Here is a 19843-nt window from a genome sequence, read left to right as displayed (position 1 = left end):
CAAGGTAATTGAAAAAATCTATTAAACACGATCTGTTTTATGAAAAAACCATAAACGGCGAAAACACCCCTAATAAGGCACTCTGCAGAAGTTTAAACTTGGGCTAAAAACGTTTCAAACAAAGCACTCGCATCCATTGTTCCGTTGGACTTTAATTCGCCCAAAGTCACATACTCGATTTCATTCACCTTTTTCGCATCGTACGGCTTAGATACACGTACATAATTTTCAGTGAATCCAAACATGAATCCCTCTTTGTTCTCATGTTCCCATAAAACTGGAAGAGTTTTGCCTTTCTGCGATTGGTAAAAGGCCATTTTCTTTTTTTCCGAAAGAATGCGAAGCATCTTGTTCCTTTTCTTCCTCTCCGCCACAGGCACAGCTCCCTGCATTCCTGCCGCTTCCGTATTTTCTCTCTCTGAGTACGTAAAGACATGAAGGTAGGAAATCGGAAGTGAATTTAAATATTCGTAGGTTTCCAAAAAATGTTCATGGGTTTCCCCTGGAAACCCGACAATGACATCGACCCCAATGGCAGCATCAGGTAAAACTTCTCTGATTTTTTCTATTCTCTCGCTATATAATTTTGTTAAATAGCGTCTTTTCATTTTCTTAAGAAGATCATCGCTCCCACTTTGAAGCGGAATGTGGAAATGTGGAACAAAACGAGCACTGTGTGCGACAAGCTCAATGCTTTGATCTTTTAACAGATTAGGCTCAATGGAGGAGATTCGAATTCTCTCAATTCCCTCGACCTCATTTAACCTTGTGATTAAATCCAAAAAGGTGTGCTCATGGGTTTTGTTTCCAAATTCACCTTTCCCATAATCTCCGATATTCACCCCTGTCAAAACGATTTCTTTAATACCCCTGGAGGCAATTTCTTTTGCGTTTAACACGATATTCTCGATAGTATCCGATCTAGAAATACCACGAGCTAGGGGGATGGTACAGTAAGTACATTTGTAATCACATCCGTCTTGCACTTTCAAAAAGGCCCGGGTACGGTCGCCGATCGAATAGCTACCAATAAAGAAATCAGCATCGCTAATCTCGCAAGAATGCACAATGCCTGCCTCTGAGGATTTCTGCAAATCTTCAATATAACTAGGAATGTTGAACTTTTCACTTGCACCTAGTACAAGATCCACTCCTTCTATATTCGAAATTTCTCCAGGTTTTAATTGCGCATAGCAGCCCACCACTACAACCAATCCCTCGGGGTTTGATTTAAGGGCTCGTTTCACATGAAATTTGCATTCTTTGTCTGCTGTCTCCGTGACGGAACAGGTATTAATGACATAAACATCCGCACTTTGATCAAAGCTCACTTTTTCATATCCCGCCTCAGAGAGTCCACGGGCAATAGTAGAGGTTTCTGCAAAATTTAATTTACAGCCAAGTGTATGATATGCAGCGGTTTTAAAGGTATTGTTGCTCATAATTACAGAATGCAAATTTACATAAATTATTTTACGACTCCCTCAACCTGATTTTTATCCTGTTTCATAGCTGCATCAAAAGTAGATGTGGACTAATATTTTTTTCTGATTTCACTACTTCCCAGGTAGCAAACCGGTGACGAATTTGATTGAGGGGCTCCTTGCGGGCTGTTGAGGTTACTAAAAAGCAGCTTAATGTGGGATTCTAAACGGGTGAATTCCTTTTGTGCATGAACAGAAAGAATAGAATTCGCATCGCAAAATGACAATTCATCCCATGCACATTGAAGTTCCCTAACCTTTTGCGCCTGGCGACTCAAATCCCATTTTTCCACTTCGGATTGAATTTTTTCTAGAGCCGCTACCCTCCCTTGATCAGGTGCGAATTGCTTATGAAGTTGTATCCCTTTCGAAAGGAGGGCAAGAAATTCCATTTTGAAGTGAAGGATAGGGTTCATTCTGCATTTTCCTACAAAGTTATCAATTCCTACATCATCCTCAAAAAACACAAGAAGAGTATTTCGCACCTACTCATAGTCCATCTTGTGCGACCCAATTCTTCTCATCTATTGCTAAATTAGACGAAGACTTTCTTTTCTACGCACGTAAAAAAGGTATCTTTGCCCGTCAAATAGTAAAGAAAGAGAGAAATGGATTTTAAAAATTTTCAGATGCCTTACAGCATCAACCCTAAGTATTCGAAAAAAGTCGCTTACTTTTCCATGGAATTTGCCATCGATCAGTCACTGAAAATATATTCGGGTGGACTTGGATTTTTAGCCGGTTCCCACATGCGAAGCGTATACAACCTTAAACAAGATGTGGTTGGAATTGGAATTCTGTGGAAGTTCGGGTACTATGACCAAGCTCGTAACCACGACCAAACCCTTCAGCCGACCTGGACAAGGAAAATGTATAGTTATTTAAAAGACACCGGAATTCAATTTCAGATTGATATTCACAGTGCCCCAGTTTGGGTAAAAGTATGGTACTTAGATCCTGAAATCTTCCATACAGCTCCCATGTTTTTGCTTTCCACGGACGTTCCTGAAAACGACCATTTGTCCAAAACCATTTGCCATAAACTTTACGATGCAAATGAGGCCACAAAACTAGCCCAATACATTTTACTTGGAAAAGGCGGTGCCAAGATGCTAGATATGATGAATCTCGAAAGAGAAGTCTATCATTTGAACGAGGCGCATGGATTACCTGCTGCGTTTTACTTGTTACGCAAGTACGGAGGAAATAGGGAAGCCGTCAAAGAAAAGTTAGTATTCACCACCCATACCCCAGAAGAAGCGGGCAATGAAAAGCACAGCTTAGAGATGTGCCATACAATGTCTTATTTCTCTGGATTTTCCAAAGAAGAAGTGAAAGCCATTGAAGGCTACGGGGACGAATCAATGTTCAACCACTCTCTATGCGCACTTAAAATGGCAAGAATGGCGAACGGAGTTTCGCAATTGCATGGACACGTTTCACGCGAAATGTGGGGTAAATACCCTGGAATATGTGAAATCAAATCCATCACGAATGCGCAAGAGTATACCTATTGGGCCGACAAACCACTTTATGCGGCAAAAGACCAGAACGACTCGCTGGCCTTTGATGAACGAAAATCTTACCTTAAATCGAGACTCTTCGATACAGTCGCAGACCAGTGCGGAAAACTTTTCGACCCGAAAGTCTTTACCATTGTATGGGCAAGACGATTTGCAGGGTACAAAAGACCTGATTTGTTACTTCATGACAAGGCTAGATTTGAAAAATTATTAAACCATCCTGAGTTTCCCGTTCAAATCATCTGGGCAGGTAAACCATATCCTATGGATTACTCAGCAATTTCCACATTCAATCACTTAGTGGAACAGAGCACTCACCATAAAAACATGGCCGTATTAACGGGCTATGAACTTTCACTTAGCCGACTTTTAAAGCAAGGATCAGATCTTTGGTTAAACAACCCAAGGGTCCCTCGCGAAGCGAGTGGAACCTCAGGAATGACTGCCTCTATGAATGGATCTGTGAATTTATCCACGGACGACGGTTGGATTCCTGAATTTGCAATCTCAGGAGAAAATGCTTTTGTAGCTCCCCAAGCGAACTACGAAACTATGAGTGTTTATGACCAGGATCAATACGACCTCAATTCCCTTTACGATTTATTGGAAAATGAAATTCTTCCTGCTTATTACACGCAAAAAGAAAATTGGAGAGCCCTAACTTACACAGCAATGGATCAGGTGAAAACCAAATTTGGAAGCGACCGTATGGCAGACGAATACTATTCAATGCTTTACAAAAACTCTTAACATAAAGGATATCAAAAGTAAAGATCGACAGGCTAGTGCTTGTCGATCTTTTTTATAGTTTTCTTTTTTAATTTCCTAATTATCCGAGAGGTTTTTGTACTCCTATTTCGTATACGTTCGCCTGTTTTAAATACTTAGAACGTTCGCGAGAAGTTACGGATTCGAATTCACCCCGGTAAAGAACTATAATAGGATCCTCAGCTATTTCCACCTCTCCATTGGACATATACTTCTCCTCGGGACTGTTGTGGTCCATTTGATTCGACTTGAATTTCTGCAATTCATCTGCGTACTCTCTAAATCCAGGATTGGCAGAATGAATAAATTGATAGTCAGGTCCTGCATCCACTTTAAAATGAGATTTATCTCGCATTAAACCCGCTTCATCTGTAATCTCTGGATTGTCATTTCCATCTCTAAAACCAACTTCTACGACTTCTCCTCCTTTTTCCTGTGCAAAAACCTTTGCATCCTCAAACGAAGCAAAACCAGTGAAAATAGTTTTATTCTCTAGGGTATATTCTCTTAATTTTTGACTTTCTGAACTTAACTTTTTCATAACAACGATTTTGCAATTATATACTCAGAATAGCACCAATTCCTTTGCCAAGCGACACAAATCTTAAAATCTTAAAATCTTTCTAGGAAATTTTAATATATTTGATGCTTATCAAAAAATCATATGAAAAAGATAGTATCGATTCTAACTGTACTTGTTATTTCTGGGCTCACCTATCTAGGTGCGCAGCAGATTACACTAGACAAAATTTACTCCGGAGAATACCGGGGGAAAGGAATCGCAGGCGTTGCCTCTTTAAAAAGCGGGGAACAATATGCGGTCATTGAAGCGGGGGGGATATCCAAATACGGATACAAATCCGCTAAAAAAGAGGGGCAAATAGCCCAGGGGCGATTCCAAAGCTACAGTTTTTCTAAAGACGAAAGCAAAATTCTTTTGCTCACCCAAAGCCAAAGCGTTTACCGTCATTCTTATCTTGGTAAATTTGAAATTAAGGACATGGCATCCGGTAAGACATTCCCTTTAAACAAGGGGAACTTTGTACAAGAGCCTACTTTTTCTCCTGACGCAAGCAAAGTGGCTTTTATCGCGGACAACAACCTTTATTACCAAGATCTTAAATCCATGGAAATCGTACAAATTACGACCGATGGAAAGAAAAACAGCATCCTTAACGGTCTTGCGGATTGGGTGTACGAAGAAGAATTTGGCCATGCACGACAATACGAATGGACCCAGAACTCTTCCGCCCTTGTTTTCGTAAAATCGGACGAAACGGAGGTTCCAGAAATGAACATGCAAATTTACGGTAAGAGTCTATACCCTACCGATTTTCGCTTCAAATACCCGAAAGCAGGGGAAAACAACTCAGTGGTTTCTGCCCATGTCTACAATTTAAAATCGAAAACATTAGCTCCCATTGATCTATCTTCTTTTAAGAACTATTATATTTCTAATGTAATTCAAACGGCGGGAAATGACCAAGTCATTTTAATCACCTCGCAAAGAACCCAAAATTCAGCAGACGTAATTTCCGTCGATACCAAAACTGCCAAGGCGAAAAAGCTTTTTACAGAATCCGACGAGAAGTGGATTGAAATGGACAACATCACTCTCGAATTTTTAGATGATAACTCCTTTATATGGGGTAGCGAGCGCGATGGCAATCAACACTTGTATTGGTACAATGCGGACGGAAGTTTAAAAAAACAAATTACAAAAGGAGATTGGCAAGTAAAAAACTACTATGGGTTCAATCCAAAGTCACGCGAGGTTTATATTCAAACAAACGAGACAGGAAGTATTTACAGCGTAATTTCAAAAGTGAATATTGATTCTGGGAAAAGCAAACTCCTTTCTGCGAAGACAGGTTCAAACAGTGCAAAATTCAGTAAGAATTTCAATTATTTCATCGAAACTTCTTCAAGTGCGACGACGCCTCACACCTTCACCTTAAAAAACAGTGAAGGGAAAACCGTTCGTGAACTTGAAAACAATTCTGAGATGCTTGCCAAATTAAAAGCGGACAATTGGGTGGCAAAAGAATACTTCACCATCCCGAATGAAGTGGGAGATCAGATGAATGCATGGATCATCAAACCAAAAGATTTCGATCCTCAAAAAAAGTATCCTTTGTTCATGTTCCAATATTCAGGTCCAGGTTCTCAACAAGTAACCGATTCTTGGGATGGAGGAAATGGAATCTGGTTCAACCATTTAGCGCAGCAAGGCTACATCGTAGCTTGCGTGGACGGTAGAGGAACGGGAGGAAAAGGAACAGACTTCAAAAAAGTAACCTACATGGAGCTTGGTAAGTACGAAATCGAAGATCAGATTGCCGCGGCAAAATGGCTTGGAAATCAGTCTTACATTGACAAAGATCGCATCGGAATCTTTGGATGGAGCTTTGGAGGCTACATGGCTAGCCTTGCGCTAACCAAAGGGGCGGATACCTTTAAATTAGGAATCGCTGTGGCTCCGGTGACCAACTGGCGTTATTACGACACGGTGTATACGGAGAGATTCATGAGAACCCCTCAGGAAAACCCTTCCGGATACGACCAAAACTCTCCTATTAATTTCGCGAAACTTATGAAAGGTAAATTCCTTTTGGTCCACGGTACGGCAGACGACAATGTACATTACCAAAACTCAATCGAGTTTGCCGAAGCTTTAATTCAAGAGAAAAAGAAATTTCAATTCATGACTTACCCGGATAAAAACCATGGCATTTCAGGAGGCAACACTCGTCCTCAACTTTATCAAATGATGACTGATTTCATTACCGAAAACCTATAGTTGCATAAATACATTTAGACTTTAATAGAAACCTTACATGGAAACAAAAAAAAATAAACACCCCAAGGGCCTACCCTACTTATTTCTCACGGAAATGTGGGAGCGATTTGGATACTACTTGATTTTAGGGATATTTGTCCTCTACATGATCGACCCTAAAGATACCGGAGGACTTGCTTTTCTTGACAAAACTGCCGACGATATCTTTGGAACTTTTATTGCCCTAACCTATTTAACCCCTTTCCTGGGTGGATTTTTAGCGGACCGGGTGCTCGGATATGTAAAAGCTATTTACATTGGAGGAATTCTAATGGCAGCCGGATATATTGGCGTGGGCCTTTTCCAGGGTCTTCCCCTATTTTACGCGTCTTTAGGACTTGTTATTCTTGGAAATGGATTCTTTAAGCCTTCCATCTCTACGCTTTTAGGAAATCTCTATTCCGATGAGCCCTACAAAGAGAACAAAGACGCTGGATACAATATTTTTTATATGGGAATTAACATAGGAGCTTTAATTTGCAACTTTGTGGCCGCATATATGAGAAATAAATACGGATGGGGACCTGCGTTTATTACGGCAGGGGTCGGAATGCTCGTGGGACTTACCGTCTTCACGATCGGAATGAAGCACATTCGAGAAGCAAATATTTTAAAACCTGCCCAAGAAGGAGACACCAAACTTTCTACCGTTTTACTTAAAGTCTTCGTACCGGCAATTTTAGCAGGACTTGTGGGCTGGATTATTCCAGGCAATATCTTCGGAAGCGATAGTACAGATGCCTTCATTTTCGCCTGTATTCCTGTGGTCATCTTCTACATCAGTTTGTATGTAAAAGCCAATGCAGAAGACAAAAGACCCATCGGAGCTTTGCTTGCAATCTTTGCCGTCAGTCTCATGTTCTGGGCGGTATTCAAACAGAACGGTACAGCCTTGACACGATGGGCAAATTATTACACTGAGCGTGCGGCACCAGAAACGGTGGAAAAACCTTTGGAAGCGCTATATTTGGTGGAAACCAAAACCTTTGCCACGCAAGAGTCCACGGTCTACGACGATCAGTATCGTGCGCAATTGGATGAGAATGGCAACGCCATTAAAGAACCCGGAAAAGACATCTATTTCCGCAACATATCACCTGAATTTAAATCTGAACTCGAACAGAATCAAGATCAGAACGTCTATCTACTCAATACAGAACTTTTCCAATCGGTCAATCCATTTTGGGTCATCATTCTTACACCTCTGGTGGTTGGTTTCTTTATGTTCCTTCGACGAAGGGGGAAAGAGCCTTCAACTCCATCCAAGATTGTTCTAGGTCTCTTTATCTCCGCTCTATCCTGCCTAGTCATGGTGGGTGCCGTATATGTCGGAGGGAATGGACTGGAGAAGGTCTCTGCTTGGTGGCTTATAGCCGCCTATGGTGTGATCACGGTGGGAGAACTCTGTCTCTCGCCCATGGGACTCTCCCTTGTCTCCAAGCTCTCGCCTCCTCGAATCACGGCCCTTATGATGGGAGGGTTTTTCCTCTCCACTTCGATCGGGAACAAACTCTCTGGAGTACTCGCTAGTTTGTGGTACAATTACGAGGACAAAGCAAATTTCTTTTGGGTGAATTTCGGCCTTCTTCTTTTGGCCACACTCCTAGGACTATCGATCCTCAAAGGATTAAACAAAGTCATGAAGGAACGAGGTGTGAACTAAGTTCACATTAAACATACATGTTGAAAATCGCAGCTTTTGGCTGCGATTTTCTGTTTTTAATGTTGCTGGGTTTCTAAAAAAAAGTATATTTGCTAAGCTTAACATAAATTAACAATTAACTACATGGATACAGTACAGGCCAAAAAAGGTCACCCCAAGGGGCTCTATACCTTATTTTTCACAGAAATGTGGGAACGCTTCTCTTACTATGGAATGAGAGCGTTATTAACGATCTTCTTAACTGCTGAATTAGCCACTGGTGGATTTGGACTAGACCGAGCAGAATCACTTAAAATTTACGGTATATTCACCGCCTTGGTTTACCTTACTCCGATTCTCGGAGGTTGGTTCGCTGATAAAATTTTAGGACAAAGAAAGTCCATTGTAATTGGTGGGCTGGTGATGGCCATCGGGCAATTTTTACTTGCCGCAGGTGCCGCCTCTGGCTTTGTAAGCGATTTAGAATCCCGTCAACATTTATTTTATTTGGGTCTTGGTGTTCTCATTTTAGGGAACGGATTCTTCAAACCCAACATTTCCACTGTGGTAGGAGATCTATATGATAACTCTGATCCAAGAAAAGACGGTGCTTTCACCATATTCTATATGGGTATTAACATTGGAGCTTTCCTTTCTCCTTTCGTGGCAGGGACCCTGGGCGAAAAAGTAGGCTGGCCTTATGGATATTTAGCGGCTGGTTTAGGAATGCTAGTGGGTGTTCTTTGGTTTTACGCAAGAAGAAACACGCTTGGAGACAAAGGGCTTCCTCCTGGATACAAAGAAAAAGGACTTGTCAATTTAGTACCTAAGGACTGGAGAGACATTGTCATCTACACGATCGCAAATGTTGCGTTTGTCTTCCTTGTGATGTTCATTTGGAACCAAACGAACGACCTAATGCACACGATTATCATTTGGGTATTTGGAATTCTTGGTGCCGGATTCATTGGGCTCTCTATCTTCAAGGGAACCAGCGGAACTACCGAATGGACAAGAGTATTTGTTATTTTAATTCTTGCCTTCTTTAACATTGTTTTCTGGGCTGGTTTCGAACAGGCCGGAGGTACTTTCAACCTATTTGCACAAGACAACACGAACCGTGTGGTGGGTGGATTTGAGATTCCAACCACTTGGTTTCAAAATATTAATCCAATTGTAATTGTGGCGTTTGCACCTCTTTTCTCCCTGCTATGGGTGAAACTAGACAAGTTTAAACTAAACCCAAGAACTCCTGTTAAATTTGCAATTGCTATGTTTATTGGTGCGATTGCGTTTTTCATCATGACCCAAGCGAGCAACCAAGCAGAAAACGGAAACCTTGTAAGCCCAATGTGGCTTGTGGTGGTCTACGCTCTGCTTACCTTAGGAGAACTTTGCCTCTCTCCTATTGGACTATCCATGGTCACAAAACTTTCCCCGGGAAAAATCGTTTCCATTATGATGGGAGTATGGATGGCGAGTTTTGCATTAGGTAACTATTTTGCAGCAACACTAGAGCAAATTCTGGTTCAGTACCAATTTGATCTATATCCGTTTATCACCTACCTAATGATTGCTTCGGGAGTTTTACTTCTACTGCTTTCTCCTATTTTGAATAAATTCATGAAAGGAATTCACTAAAAATAAATAGAAAATAAATAACTTAAAACCACTGAACATTCAGTGGTTTTTTCTAATTTCGCCTTCTTATTCTTTAAAATGGTACAATCAATAGAGCAAATACAAGATTTCAAAGGCAAATATCCAAAACAAATTTGGGGACTCTTCTTTTCCGAAATGTGGGAGAGGTTTTGTTTTTACGGCATGCGAGGCATGCTTACTTACTTCATGATTACGGAACTTCTCATGAAAGAAGACATTGCTCAACTGCAGTATGGAGCTACGCAGGCCTTTGTTTATGCCTTTACCTTTGTGGGAGGTCTCTTTGCAGACAAAATCCTAGGCTTTCGTAAATCCCTCTTCTGGGGAGGTCTTATGATGATCGCCGGAAGTGCCATCTTAGCGAGCAATCCACACGATAATTTCTTTCTAGGTATTGCCTTTACCATTATCGGTACGGGGTTTTTCAAGCCGAATATCTCCACGATGGTAGGTAAACTTTACCGTCCAAATGACTCTCGAACCGATGCAGGTTTTTCACTCTTTTATGCGGGAATCAACCTCGGGGCCTTACTAGGAGGTTATTTATGCATTGCGATTGGAAAAGGAGAACTCTTTAGTCAATGGATCCCCGAGGCTCTACGTTGGAACGTCGCATTTGGGCTGGCCGCCATTGTGATGGTCATCAGTCTTGTGAATTTTCATTTTGTTCAGCGTAATCTTGGAACCATTGGTCTTCAACCCGGTCATCCGGATTCAGAACTAAAGGAACGTAAGATTAAAAAATGGCATGAGTACGCAGTGTACTTCGGTACCCTTGTGTTAATACCTATAATTATGACCATGGTGTCCAAAACGCAGTACACGGATCTATTCATGTATATCATTGGTCCTGTTACACTGCTTTATTTATTTTACGAAATGAGCAAAGTAACGCCAGCCGAACGTAAAAAACTTTGGGCGGCCCTTATCTTTATTGTATTCTCCATTATCTTCTGGGGAATCTACGAACAAAGTGGAGGCTCGCTGAGTATTTTTGCGGCAAAAAACCTTAACAACGATTTATTAGGACTTGATCCCAACGGCGTCAACAACTCGGGAGGAGCCTTCTACATCATTCTGCTTGCACCGCTGGCTGGTCTTCTTTGGATTTGGCTCAGCAAACGAAAACTCGAACCCAATACGATTGTGAAGTTTGGACTGGGATTCCTCTTCTTAGGATTAGGTTTCTACGCACTTTACGCAACGAAATTCTTTGCCAACCTACAAGGCATCACCTCTCTTAACATCTTCGCCATTGCCCTACTTATCATTACTTTTGGTGAACTTTGCCTTTCTCCGATTGGGCTTTCCATTATGACTAAACTGTCCACCAAAAATTTGCAAGGGATGATGATGGGACTGTGGTTCTTAGCCTCTGCTTATGGTCAGTATGTGGCCGGAATCATTGGGTCAAAAATGTCTCAAGCAAAAGAGGGAGCCTCCAACTATGAAGCATTGATTACGTACACTGAAGGATACAAACAGCTTGGAATATATGCGATCATTGCGGGTGTGGTTCTTATTTTAATTTCTCCTTTAATTAAAAAATTAATGCAAGAAGTCCGCTAAGGACCTTTAACTTTCAGAGCTAAACTCTATCCAAACAACTATGGTACGAATCTTTGCTTTTGTTTTATTTTTCTTCTTCGCAAAAAGCTATGCTCAAGTGGACTGGGTTCCTATTACAAAAGCATTTGAGCTTCAACAAAAAGTGCCCAAAAAGATTCTGATTCTATTCTATGAGTCCGATTGCAATTCTTGCCAAATGCTTGAAAAGCAAACCTTTGGTTCGCTTGAGATTCAAAGCTATATCCGTGAGTATTATTATGCTGTAAAATTTGACATCCACAGCACGCAAAGCTTTAGTGTCTTCGGGAAAGACTTTTCTGGTGCGGATTCACGCGAGAAGAACCCTACTAAGTACCATTCTTTTGCTAGGTTTATGAACATCACCTCCTTGCCTAGTATCGCTTTTCTCGACGAACAGAGTATGCCCATCACGACTATTCAAGGTTCATGGAATGCAAAAGAATTAGAACCTTATTTGATCTTTTTTGGTCGAGGAGATTATTTGAAAATCACCTCCAGCGAAGAGTGGGAAAACTACCGAAAGAAGATCAAATCTAAAATTAAGAACTAGTCCTTCCCTAGTTTTCGTTTTCTAACTTTCTCTAAGTGCCAAAGGCTTTTGGTACTTGAAGTAAAATTTCCGAAATTCGAACCTTAATCTATGCCCTTGACTCTAGATACTTCCATTGAATACCTTAAAGGCATTGGCCCCGAACGAGCAAAACTATTGCACTCTGTTTTGGGGCTTCGAAGCGTGGAAGATTTTCTTCAGTATTATCCTCTTCGGTACATCGACAAAAGCAAAATTTACCTCATCTCGGAACTCACGGATAATCTTCCTGAAATACAACTGAAAGGAAAAGTTTCGGAATTAAGTGAAGTGGGTGTGGGTAGGGCCAAGAGACTTCGGGCCAAATTTCAAGATTCTACAGGCACGATGGAACTCATCTGGTTTCAATACTCCAAATGGTTGAAAGAACAAATACCCATCGGAAAGGAACTCTATATTTTTGGGAAAGTATCCAAATTCAATCAAAGCTATTCCATGGCTCATCCTGAAATCGAAATTCAAGAGAGCCAATCCAGGCCTTCCTATTTAATTCCAATTTATCCAAGTTCGGATAAGCTTACCAAACGAGGGATCACTCAAAAGTTCTTTCGAGGCATCCTTAAATCCATTTGCCAAGAACTCCCCACCCTTGTGGAGGAAAACCTTCCTACAAAGGTGCTTTCTCATTACGAATTGCTATCGCGCGAAAAAGCCTTTCGGCACATTCACTTCCCTACGGATCTAGAATGGCAGCTGAAGGCCGACAATCGATTGAAATTTGAAGAAGCCTTCTTTTTTCAACTGTCCTATGGACTGAAAAAGAAACATCATGATACCACTGCAGTAGGCCATGCCTTCACAAAGGTGGGCACTCATTTCCATAACTTTTACAAAAACCATTTGCCCTTTGAGCTCACCTCCGCGCAAAAAAAGGTTCTGAAAGAAATACGTTCTGATTTAAAAAGACCCATACAAATGAACCGTCTCTTGCAAGGAGATGTAGGTTCCGGAAAAACCATCGTCGCACTTCTCTCCATGCTTCTGGCCATGGACAATGGATTTCAAAGCTGTCTTGTCGCTCCTACAGAAATCCTTGCTCAACAACATTTTATAGGAATTTCTGAGCTCCTTAAAAACACAGAAATTAAAGTGCACCTCCTTACAGGAAGTACAAAGAAAGCACAGCGAGAAGTGATTCACCAAGATTTAAGGGAACAAACCGTAAGCATCCTAATTGGAACGCATGCCGTCTTTGAACAAACCGTGCAATTCAAAAATCTAGGCCTTTGCATTATTGATGAGCAGCATCGTTTTGGCGTTGCGCAGCGCGCCACGCTCTGGACAAAGAATAAAATCGCGCCGCATATCTTAGTAATGACGGCAACCCCAATTCCACGAACACTTGCCATGAGCTTTTACTCAGACTTAGATGTGTCGGTCATCGATGAACTCCCAGCAGGTCGAAAGCCCATTATTACAGTGCATCGCAAAGAAAAAGACCGACAAAGTGTATTCCAGTTCTGTCGAGATGAAATCCGAAAAGGAAGACAAATCTATTTTGTTTATCCCCTGATCGAAGAAAGCGAAACCTTAGCCTATAAAAACCTACAAGAAGGCTACCAGATTGTCACGGACTATTTTAAAGAGTATAAAGTGAGCATGCTTCATGGAAAACTCCTACCCAAAGAAAAGGAAAAGGCTATGGAGGTGTTCGCAAGCGGTGAAAGTCAAATCATGGTAGCTACCACCGTGATTGAAGTAGGAGTCAATGTACCCAATGCTTCGGTCATGGTCATTGAGAGCACGGAGCGCTTTGGACTTTCGCAACTACACCAGTTGCGAGGTCGTGTAGGACGAGGCGCCGATCAAAGTTTTTGTATTTTAATGAGCTCTGAGAAACTTAGCAGCGAAAGCCGCAAACGAATTTCCACCCTTTGTCAAACGAACGATGGGTTCAAAATATCGGAGGTCGATTTAGAAATTAGAGGTCCTGGGGATATGTTAGGCACGCAACAAAGTGGCGTAGTTGATTTTAAAAGACTAGACCTTTTGAAAGACTATCCCATTATCAAACAAACCAAGGAACTTGTCTCAGCCTTACTAAAAAAAGACCCTCAGCTACAGAGCCTTTCGAATCAATCGATGAAAGCCTTTTACTTGAAGAACTATCGAGACAAAACCAAATGGAGCAAAATCTCGTAAAAAGAAAATGCACTTGAGCCGAGAGTCCAAGTGCAAATTTCAATTTAAGTATAAGATTTAAAGTGAAGGCGTATTACGATCTAATTTTTATTTCCACCCCCTCTTGCGACAAGTGCAATGATCAGAATTAAGACAAGGGCTCCAATGACCCATACTAGAGGATTAGACATCCAATCTCCGCTTGCCAATTCATCCCCAGGTTTGTCAATATCGACATCTACTTTCAAATCTGAAGCTTCCTGAGCAAAACTGTACACACTCATCAAAACCGTGAAGGCAAACATTTGCAGCTTGCTAACTAAATTTAATTTTTTCATAATTCATTTATTGTTTAAGGTTGTATTAAAGATTTAATTTGTATTTCTACATTCGGAAACCAGCCTGTAGACAAGGACCAGTACTGCTAGCAAAAACACAAAATGAATTTCCTTGTCCACATCAAAAACCATGTAAGCTAAAAACCAAATCAAAAATAAAATACCCGCTATCCAAAAAGGAATATTTTTCTGATTTTCATCGTTATTTCCCCAGCCAAAATCCCCTAATTTCATGTTTTTGTACTTTTATTGGGTACTAAAAATTCCAAAAAAAAATTCTTCGAGATTTCCAGCGTTCAAAAGACTACTGCTTGCCCTGCCAGAGGTTAAGAGAATCTAAAATGATCCCATTGAACTAAACAAAAGTGATTAAAAAGAAGGGGATTTCCCTTACAGAATTTTGAGAATAACTTTCAATATTTGGGAAATTCGACACTTCCGCTAAGAAAATTACAAGAGAACTAAGCAGAAGAATGTTTTATTTTCAGACCTGCTCAGGAAGTAGTATTGTGAAAATTGAACCTTCTCCGGGCTCTCCCTGCGCATAAATATAGCCGTTGTGGTTCTCAATAACTTTCTTGCATATCGCAAGTCCTATCCCAGTTCCACGGTAGTCTTCACGCGAATGAAGGCGATTAAACAAGGTGAATATCTTCTCAGAATATTGATTTTCAAAGCCAATCCCATTGTCTTTAAAAACGAGTTTAAAATAATTGGTTTTGACTTCATTGCGAATCACAGGCTCTAGAGCGGAAGAGGTTTTTGTGCAGGTAATTTCAATAAGTGGTTTGCGATTTTCACTACTATACTTAAGGGAATTTCCAATTAGGTTCACAAACATTTGTTGGATTTGGAACGGAATTACATCTAAGGTTGGCAAATGCTCTGTGGTAATCACAGCTTTTTTTTCTTCCACCAGATGGGCAAGCTCTTCCTGGGCATTTTGCAGCAAAACATTCAGATCTGTAAATTCAAAACTCGCTTCTGAACGAGTGGATCTTGAAAAATGAAGCAAATCATCGATCAAACTTCGCATGCGATTGGCTGCCACAAGGGTACGATCCATGTACTGCTTGCCGTTCTCCGTTAAGTTCTCGTAATTGGTATCGCGAAGTCTAGAGAGGAAGGTTTCAATTTTACGTAGGGGTTCTTGCAAATCATGACTCGCCGCGTAATTGAATGCTTGGAGCTCACTGTTGTTCGCCTCCAAAACAACATTGTTTTGCTCGAGATCAAGTTTGATTAAAAATTCCTCGGTAATGTCTTGTGTAATCACAAGTAGATAATCTCCCGTGAAAGGATTTGAAATCCGTTTGCCTGTTGTAGAAAGATACCGCATTTGAGGATGGTCTTTGGGCATAATACGACTCACAAAAGGTTCAAATTCGTCGCCTTCGTATATCTTTTGAATGACTTGAGAAATAAGCTCTCGGTCCTCCGTATAAACGTAAGGAAGAAGATGCTTGATTTGCTGCGAAAATGTATCGGGTTCCACGCCGAAGAGACGTACTAAATTTTGTGAAAACACGAATTCCTTTTCATCGTAAAAGAACTGCCAAGTTCCAAAATAACCAATTTTCTCCGCTTCTAAGTAAGTCTCGTTTGCGACACTTAAATTTTTATTTCGCTCGGTGAGAACATAATTAATTCCTTCGAGTTTTAATTGATCTTCAATTTCGCGCGTCACATCGGTGGTCATTACAAGGAGGATCAGTTGGTTATTTCCGGTTCTTACAATACGACCTAAAGATTGAAACTGCCTTTGCTGTCCGTCAGGGTTCACTACGCGGTAACGAAACGAATCCACCTCTTTTCCTGATTTCAGACCCTCTATTTTTTCCTCGACAAAAGATTGATCCTCGGGGTGTAACTGACCAATGAATAGATCAAGTCCTGGTCTAGAAGACTCAGGCAGTCCGAGCAATTTAAAAAAATTGGTTGAAAATTTTAGCGCTCCTGAAAACAGATCAAGGGTCCAAATTCCGTTATTCCCTACGGTTTCCGCAAGCTCTAAAGTATCGATAGACAACTGAAGTTCCTGGTTGATCAGCTTTTGATTTTTAAAATCTTTATTGATTCGAAAGAAAGCAAAAGCAAGTAGACCCAGGGAGAAAAGAGAAATAATGTAAAGGTAAATCGGAGTGGATTTTTGACTAAAAAGAAGCTCTTCACGAAGTTCGCCCAGATGCTTATGCTCCAGCACCTGCATTTTTTCAATCTGCTCCACGATCTGGGACCTCATGTAGTTTCCCTCTTCTAAAACATCAGACAACTTTGTAGACGCGTCATTCTGCTCATTATGGTTTAGGGTCTCTTTTAATCGATTTAGATTTAAGAAAATCAAGCTTCTTAAATCCACCAGGTTTGTAAACTGGTGCTCATTCTCATAGGTGAGAACTGCAATTCGCTGCGTATACTTTCGAATACGGTCTTCATTTAGAGAAAAACTACGCTTGTATTGCTCCTGCCCAGTCAAGATGTAATTCCGCCGATCGACCTCCATCGAATTGACGCTTGACAAAAGTTCTTCTAATTTCAAGGAGATATCAAACGAGCGATTTACCTGAGAATTGGTTTGCCCGATTTGATCCATATGCTTATACGTTAGCCCCATCAAAAAGAATATTAGGGCCGTCGCAACGACAAAAATTAGTCTAAGTAAGTATAAAGAACGATCAAGGCGAATAGGCATTTTTAGAATCTAAGTAAAAAATTATCTTTGTTCATTCCTGACGTGTGAAATTGCCAATTCATAGTCACTACGTCGAGTAGAACTTTTTTTAGAACTTGAAAATCATTTGGTTTTTTTATGTAAATATTGGCTCCTTTTATGAATGTTTCCTCTATATGATCCTCTGAAGAAGAGGTAGAATAAATGGCCACTGCCATATCCGAAAATCGATTGGAGGCCTTGATTTCTCCTAAGCATTCCAGCCCGTTTTTTTTCGGCATATTTAAATCCAGAAACAAAATCTCTGGCAAAATCGCATTTTCGTCATTTAAATAGTCCATCAGTTCTGCACCGTCGTTAAAGGTTTTTACTTTGGTGGTGATTTTCAATTCTTCAAACGCATCTGTGAAAAGCAAACGATCATCTTCATCATCGTCCGCTAGAAAAATATAAGTGTACTCTTTTGTCATAATCTATTTTTGAATGGCGGCTTCCCTACGCTTGTTAATGATCTTTTGAAATTGGGAGGGGGTCATCCCAGTGGTATTTTTGAACTGTGTACTTAAATGGGCTACACTGGAATAATTGAGTCGATGGGCTATATCCGTTAAGGACAACTGTTCCAAAATGAGTAGCTGTTTCGCATATTCAATTTTTTGAAGGATAATGAAATTTTCGATGGACGTATAGGTCACTTGCGAAAAAATATTCGAGATATACCCGTAGCTATGTCCTAATTTGTCTGCTAAATAGACTGACACTTTCACGTGAACTACTTCTTCTGAGAAGATCATTTCCACGATTGCATCTTTTATTTTTTGTACCAAAAGTGTTTTTTGGTTTTCAATCACTTCGATACCGTACGTGCTTAGCACTTGTTTTAATTCTTCCTGCTTTTGAGGTGAGATTTTGTCTAAGAGTTCAATTTCACCGAAATTCAACATTTTGTACCTAATATCGAGCGAACTTAGCTTCTCTTCTAGAACCATTTTGCAAATGGTGTTAAAGTCGAACTTCACATTCATTTTCATTCCTATTTCTCTATTTTGATTAAGTAAATATACAAATACTTCTTTATAGAGGTGAATTTTTATTCATAATCCCTATTATCCCCTATTTCCTATCAGAATTTTCACAATTCCATTGCACAAAACTCAAAAGTGGTGCAATTCTCAAAAAGTATATTCCATCAAATAGTCGTCCATCACAAATCCGCTGCCAATGTCATAAACACCCTCTTCGTAAACCTGAAAGCCATTGCGCTGGTAATACTCTTTTGCGACATTATTCTTATTTACGTTTAAGACAATTCGAGAATCGTTATGCTTCTTTGTTCTATCTTTTAGAAACTCAAGTGACCTAGATCCATAACCTTTGCCCTGCATCGAGGGCAAAAGATAAATACGGTGGAGTTTGGTAGTCAATGGCTCATAATGGTGTTCAAACCCAAGAAATCCTACAGGAACTTTATCCTTGCGCAACACTAAATAATAACAATAGTTCTTTGCTACAAGCTGAGACGTAAGTACAGATTCGCTGTACATGGTTTCAAGCATATAGTGTATTTGCTCCTCACTTAGAATTGACTTGTACGCAGTTTGCCAAGATTCATGAGCTAACTCTTGAATTAAGGCAATATCGTTTAGATTAGCTTTCCTAAATTCCATGTCTTTTCCAATGGGAAAAAATTAGCTCGCTAATCCCTCAATTTGTTTTTTGATATCCGCTTGAAGCGAACTTGATGCTTCTACGAGTGGCAATCTCACAAAATTCTTAACCAGTCCTTTTTCTGCAAGGACGGTTTTTATCCCACAAGGATTGCCCTCAGCAAATATGAGACGTGTGATTTCTACAAGGCTATTGTGGATTTTATATGCCTCCTTTACCTTACCTTCCATTGCTAAACTTACAAGGGTTGAAAATTCTTTTGGATAGCCTTGTGCAATGACGGATATAACGCCATTTCCTCCGGCTAGTGTAACGGGAAGTGTATATTCATCATCTCCGGATACGAGTTCAAATCCTTCTGGTTTTTGCCTTATGATATCAAAATATTGAGAAATATTTGGAGAGGCTTCTTTAATCATGATTAAATTCTTGAACTCACGCGCTAAACGAAGGGTGGTATCCGCTTCTAAGTTTTGTCCTGTACGACTCGGTACGTTGTAAATAATGATGTTCTTGCCTGTCGAGGCAAGTGCTTTGTAGTGTTGATACAGCCCTTCTTGGTTTGGTTTGTTGTAATACGGAGAGACGGATAACACGGCTTCAAAACTAGACAAATCAGTGGATTCAATCTCCTCTCTAACAGCAAGAGTGTTATTCCCTCCAATTCCTAAGACCAGTGGTAGACGCCCTGCATTGACCTCAACAATATGATCTACAACCCTTCTTTTTTCCTCGGAACTCAAGGTGGCAGCCTCTGCTGTGGTTCCAAGTACCACCAAATAATTTGTTCCGTTTTCTATATTGTACTCAATGAGTCGGCTGAGAGAATCTAGATCGACCGACAAATCTTCGTTAAAAGGAGTGACAAGGGCCACTCCTACCCCTTTTAATCTATGCATTTTTTTCTTCGTTTAGAATTCAAATTTAGGAATAAATAAGCAAAGAATC

The 19843-nt window shown here is 40.4% G+C and carries 17 protein-coding genes; 7 read left to right on the top strand and 10 right to left on the bottom strand.

What is annotated here, in order from left to right; translation table 11 throughout:
* Positions 1-92: 92 nt before the first annotated feature.
* Positions 93-1442, bottom strand: coding sequence for a tRNA (N(6)-L-threonylcarbamoyladenosine(37)-C(2))-methylthiotransferase MtaB (mtaB, locus tag ACX3PU_RS08405; RefSeq protein ID WP_459084562.1), 1350 nt, complete (start codon positions 1440-1442; stop codon positions 93-95).
* Positions 1443-1534: 92 nt separating this feature from the next.
* On the bottom strand, positions 1535-1969 hold the full coding sequence (locus ACX3PU_RS08400; protein WP_459084561.1) for a hypothetical protein: 435 nt from the start codon (positions 1967-1969) through the stop codon (positions 1535-1537).
* 123 nt (positions 1970-2092) lie between these two features.
* On the opposite strand from ACX3PU_RS08400, the gene glgP reads away from it, so the two are divergent.
* Positions 2093-3757, top strand: coding sequence for an alpha-glucan family phosphorylase (glgP, locus tag ACX3PU_RS08395; protein WP_459084560.1), 1665 nt, complete (start codon positions 2093-2095; stop codon positions 3755-3757).
* A 79-nt stretch (positions 3758-3836) separates the two neighbouring features.
* Here the strand turns inward: glgP and ACX3PU_RS08390 are convergent, their stop codons facing one another.
* A complete protein-coding gene (locus tag ACX3PU_RS08390; protein ID WP_459084559.1) occupies positions 3837-4316 on the bottom strand; it encodes a hypothetical protein in 480 nt (159 codons plus the stop codon).
* Positions 4317-4439: 123 nt separating this feature from the next.
* Here ACX3PU_RS08390 and ACX3PU_RS08385 point away from each other — a divergent pair, with 123 nt between their 5' ends.
* The 6 genes from ACX3PU_RS08385 to recG all read left to right on the top strand — a co-directional run bounded on the left by ACX3PU_RS08385 (position 4440) and on the right by recG (position 14239).
* On the top strand, positions 4440-6575 hold the full coding sequence (locus ACX3PU_RS08385; protein WP_459084558.1) for a S9 family peptidase: 2136 nt from the start codon (positions 4440-4442) through the stop codon (positions 6573-6575).
* 37 nt (positions 6576-6612) lie between these two features.
* Entirely contained in the window at positions 6613-8277 is a 1665-nt protein-coding gene (locus ACX3PU_RS08380) for a peptide MFS transporter (RefSeq protein WP_459084557.1), read from the top strand.
* Between the two features lie 123 nt (positions 8278-8400).
* Positions 8401-9897 (top strand): peptide MFS transporter, encoded by a 1497-nt coding sequence (locus ACX3PU_RS08375; protein WP_459084556.1) that lies wholly within the window; start codon positions 8401-8403, stop codon positions 9895-9897.
* 78 nt (positions 9898-9975) lie between these two features.
* Entirely contained in the window at positions 9976-11487 is a 1512-nt protein-coding gene (locus tag ACX3PU_RS08370; RefSeq protein ID WP_459084555.1) for a peptide MFS transporter, read from the top strand.
* Between the two features lie 40 nt (positions 11488-11527).
* Positions 11528-12058 (top strand): thioredoxin family protein, encoded by a 531-nt coding sequence (locus ACX3PU_RS08365; protein WP_459084554.1) that lies wholly within the window; start codon positions 11528-11530, stop codon positions 12056-12058.
* Positions 12059-12154: 96 nt separating this feature from the next.
* Positions 12155-14239, top strand: coding sequence for an ATP-dependent DNA helicase RecG (recG, locus tag ACX3PU_RS08360; protein WP_459084613.1), 2085 nt, complete (start codon positions 12155-12157; stop codon positions 14237-14239).
* An 80-nt stretch (positions 14240-14319) separates the two neighbouring features.
* Here recG and ACX3PU_RS08355 read toward each other — a convergent pair whose 3' ends face one another.
* The 7 genes from ACX3PU_RS08355 to dapA form a co-directional block, all read right to left on the bottom strand.
* Positions 14320-14556, bottom strand: coding sequence for a hypothetical protein (locus ACX3PU_RS08355; RefSeq protein WP_459084553.1), 237 nt, complete (start codon positions 14554-14556; stop codon positions 14320-14322).
* 33 nt (positions 14557-14589) lie between these two features.
* Entirely contained in the window at positions 14590-14790 is a 201-nt protein-coding gene (locus ACX3PU_RS08350; protein WP_459084552.1) for a DUF5670 family protein, read from the bottom strand.
* Positions 14791-15040: 250 nt separating this feature from the next.
* Complete coding sequence (locus tag ACX3PU_RS08345) at positions 15041-17248, bottom strand: ATP-binding protein (protein WP_459084551.1); 2208 nt, start codon at positions 17246-17248, stop codon at positions 15041-15043.
* Between the two features lie 2 nt (positions 17249-17250).
* Complete coding sequence (locus ACX3PU_RS08340; RefSeq protein WP_459084550.1) at positions 17251-17697, bottom strand: response regulator; 447 nt, start codon at positions 17695-17697, stop codon at positions 17251-17253.
* A 3-nt stretch (positions 17698-17700) separates the two neighbouring features.
* Positions 17701-18258 carry a helix-turn-helix domain-containing protein gene (locus tag ACX3PU_RS08335; protein WP_459084548.1) on the bottom strand — a complete coding sequence of 186 codons (558 nt, stop codon included), beginning with the start codon at positions 18256-18258 and terminating at the stop codon, positions 17701-17703.
* 141 nt (positions 18259-18399) lie between these two features.
* Positions 18400-18894, bottom strand: a complete 495-nt coding sequence (locus ACX3PU_RS08330) for a GNAT family N-acetyltransferase (protein WP_459084547.1) — start codon at positions 18892-18894, stop codon at positions 18400-18402.
* A gap of 21 nt (positions 18895-18915) precedes the next feature.
* Entirely contained in the window at positions 18916-19794 is an 879-nt protein-coding gene (dapA, locus tag ACX3PU_RS08325) for a 4-hydroxy-tetrahydrodipicolinate synthase (RefSeq protein ID WP_459084546.1), read from the bottom strand.
* Positions 19795-19843 lie beyond the last annotated feature (49 nt).

Source organism: Chryseobacterium sp. A301, from assembly GCF_054489425.1.
Note: the sequence above shows the minus strand (reverse complement) of the source record. Positions and strands in the feature narration are given on the sequence as shown.

Bases quoted from the DNA above. Each gene is read 5' to 3' on its own strand.
- ACX3PU_RS08390 (WP_459084559.1), bottom strand. From the start codon at position 4,316: ATGAAAAAGTTAAGTTCAGAAAGTCAAAAATTAAGAGAATATACCCTA.
- ACX3PU_RS08375 (WP_459084556.1), top strand. From the start codon at position 8,401: ATGGATACAGTACAGGCCAAAAAAGGTCACCCCAAGGGGCTCTATACC.
- ACX3PU_RS08385 (WP_459084558.1), top strand. From the start codon at position 4,440: ATGAAAAAGATAGTATCGATTCTAACTGTACTTGTTATTTCTGGGCTC.
- ACX3PU_RS08370 (WP_459084555.1), top strand. From the start codon at position 9,976: ATGGTACAATCAATAGAGCAAATACAAGATTTCAAAGGCAAATATCCA.
- ACX3PU_RS08340 (WP_459084550.1), bottom strand. From the start codon at position 17,697: ATGACAAAAGAGTACACTTATATTTTTCTAGCGGACGATGATGAAGAT.
- ACX3PU_RS08335 (WP_459084548.1), bottom strand. From the start codon at position 18,258: ATGAAAATGAATGTGAAGTTCGACTTTAACACCATTTGCAAAATGGTT.
- ACX3PU_RS08380 (WP_459084557.1), top strand. From the start codon at position 6,613: ATGGAAACAAAAAAAAATAAACACCCCAAGGGCCTACCCTACTTATTT.
- mtaB (WP_459084562.1), bottom strand. From the start codon at position 1,442: ATGAGCAACAATACCTTTAAAACCGCTGCATATCATACACTTGGCTGT.
- ACX3PU_RS08330 (WP_459084547.1), bottom strand. From the start codon at position 18,894: ATGGAATTTAGGAAAGCTAATCTAAACGATATTGCCTTAATTCAAGAG.
- glgP (WP_459084560.1), top strand. From the start codon at position 2,093: ATGGATTTTAAAAATTTTCAGATGCCTTACAGCATCAACCCTAAGTAT.
- dapA (WP_459084546.1), bottom strand. From the start codon at position 19,794: ATGCATAGATTAAAAGGGGTAGGAGTGGCCCTTGTCACTCCTTTTAAC.
- ACX3PU_RS08350 (WP_459084552.1), bottom strand. From the start codon at position 14,790: ATGAAATTAGGGGATTTTGGCTGGGGAAATAACGATGAAAATCAGAAA.
- ACX3PU_RS08355 (WP_459084553.1), bottom strand. From the start codon at position 14,556: ATGAAAAAATTAAATTTAGTTAGCAAGCTGCAAATGTTTGCCTTCACG.
- ACX3PU_RS08365 (WP_459084554.1), top strand. From the start codon at position 11,528: ATGGTACGAATCTTTGCTTTTGTTTTATTTTTCTTCTTCGCAAAAAGC.
- ACX3PU_RS08345 (WP_459084551.1), bottom strand. From the start codon at position 17,248: ATGCCTATTCGCCTTGATCGTTCTTTATACTTACTTAGACTAATTTTT.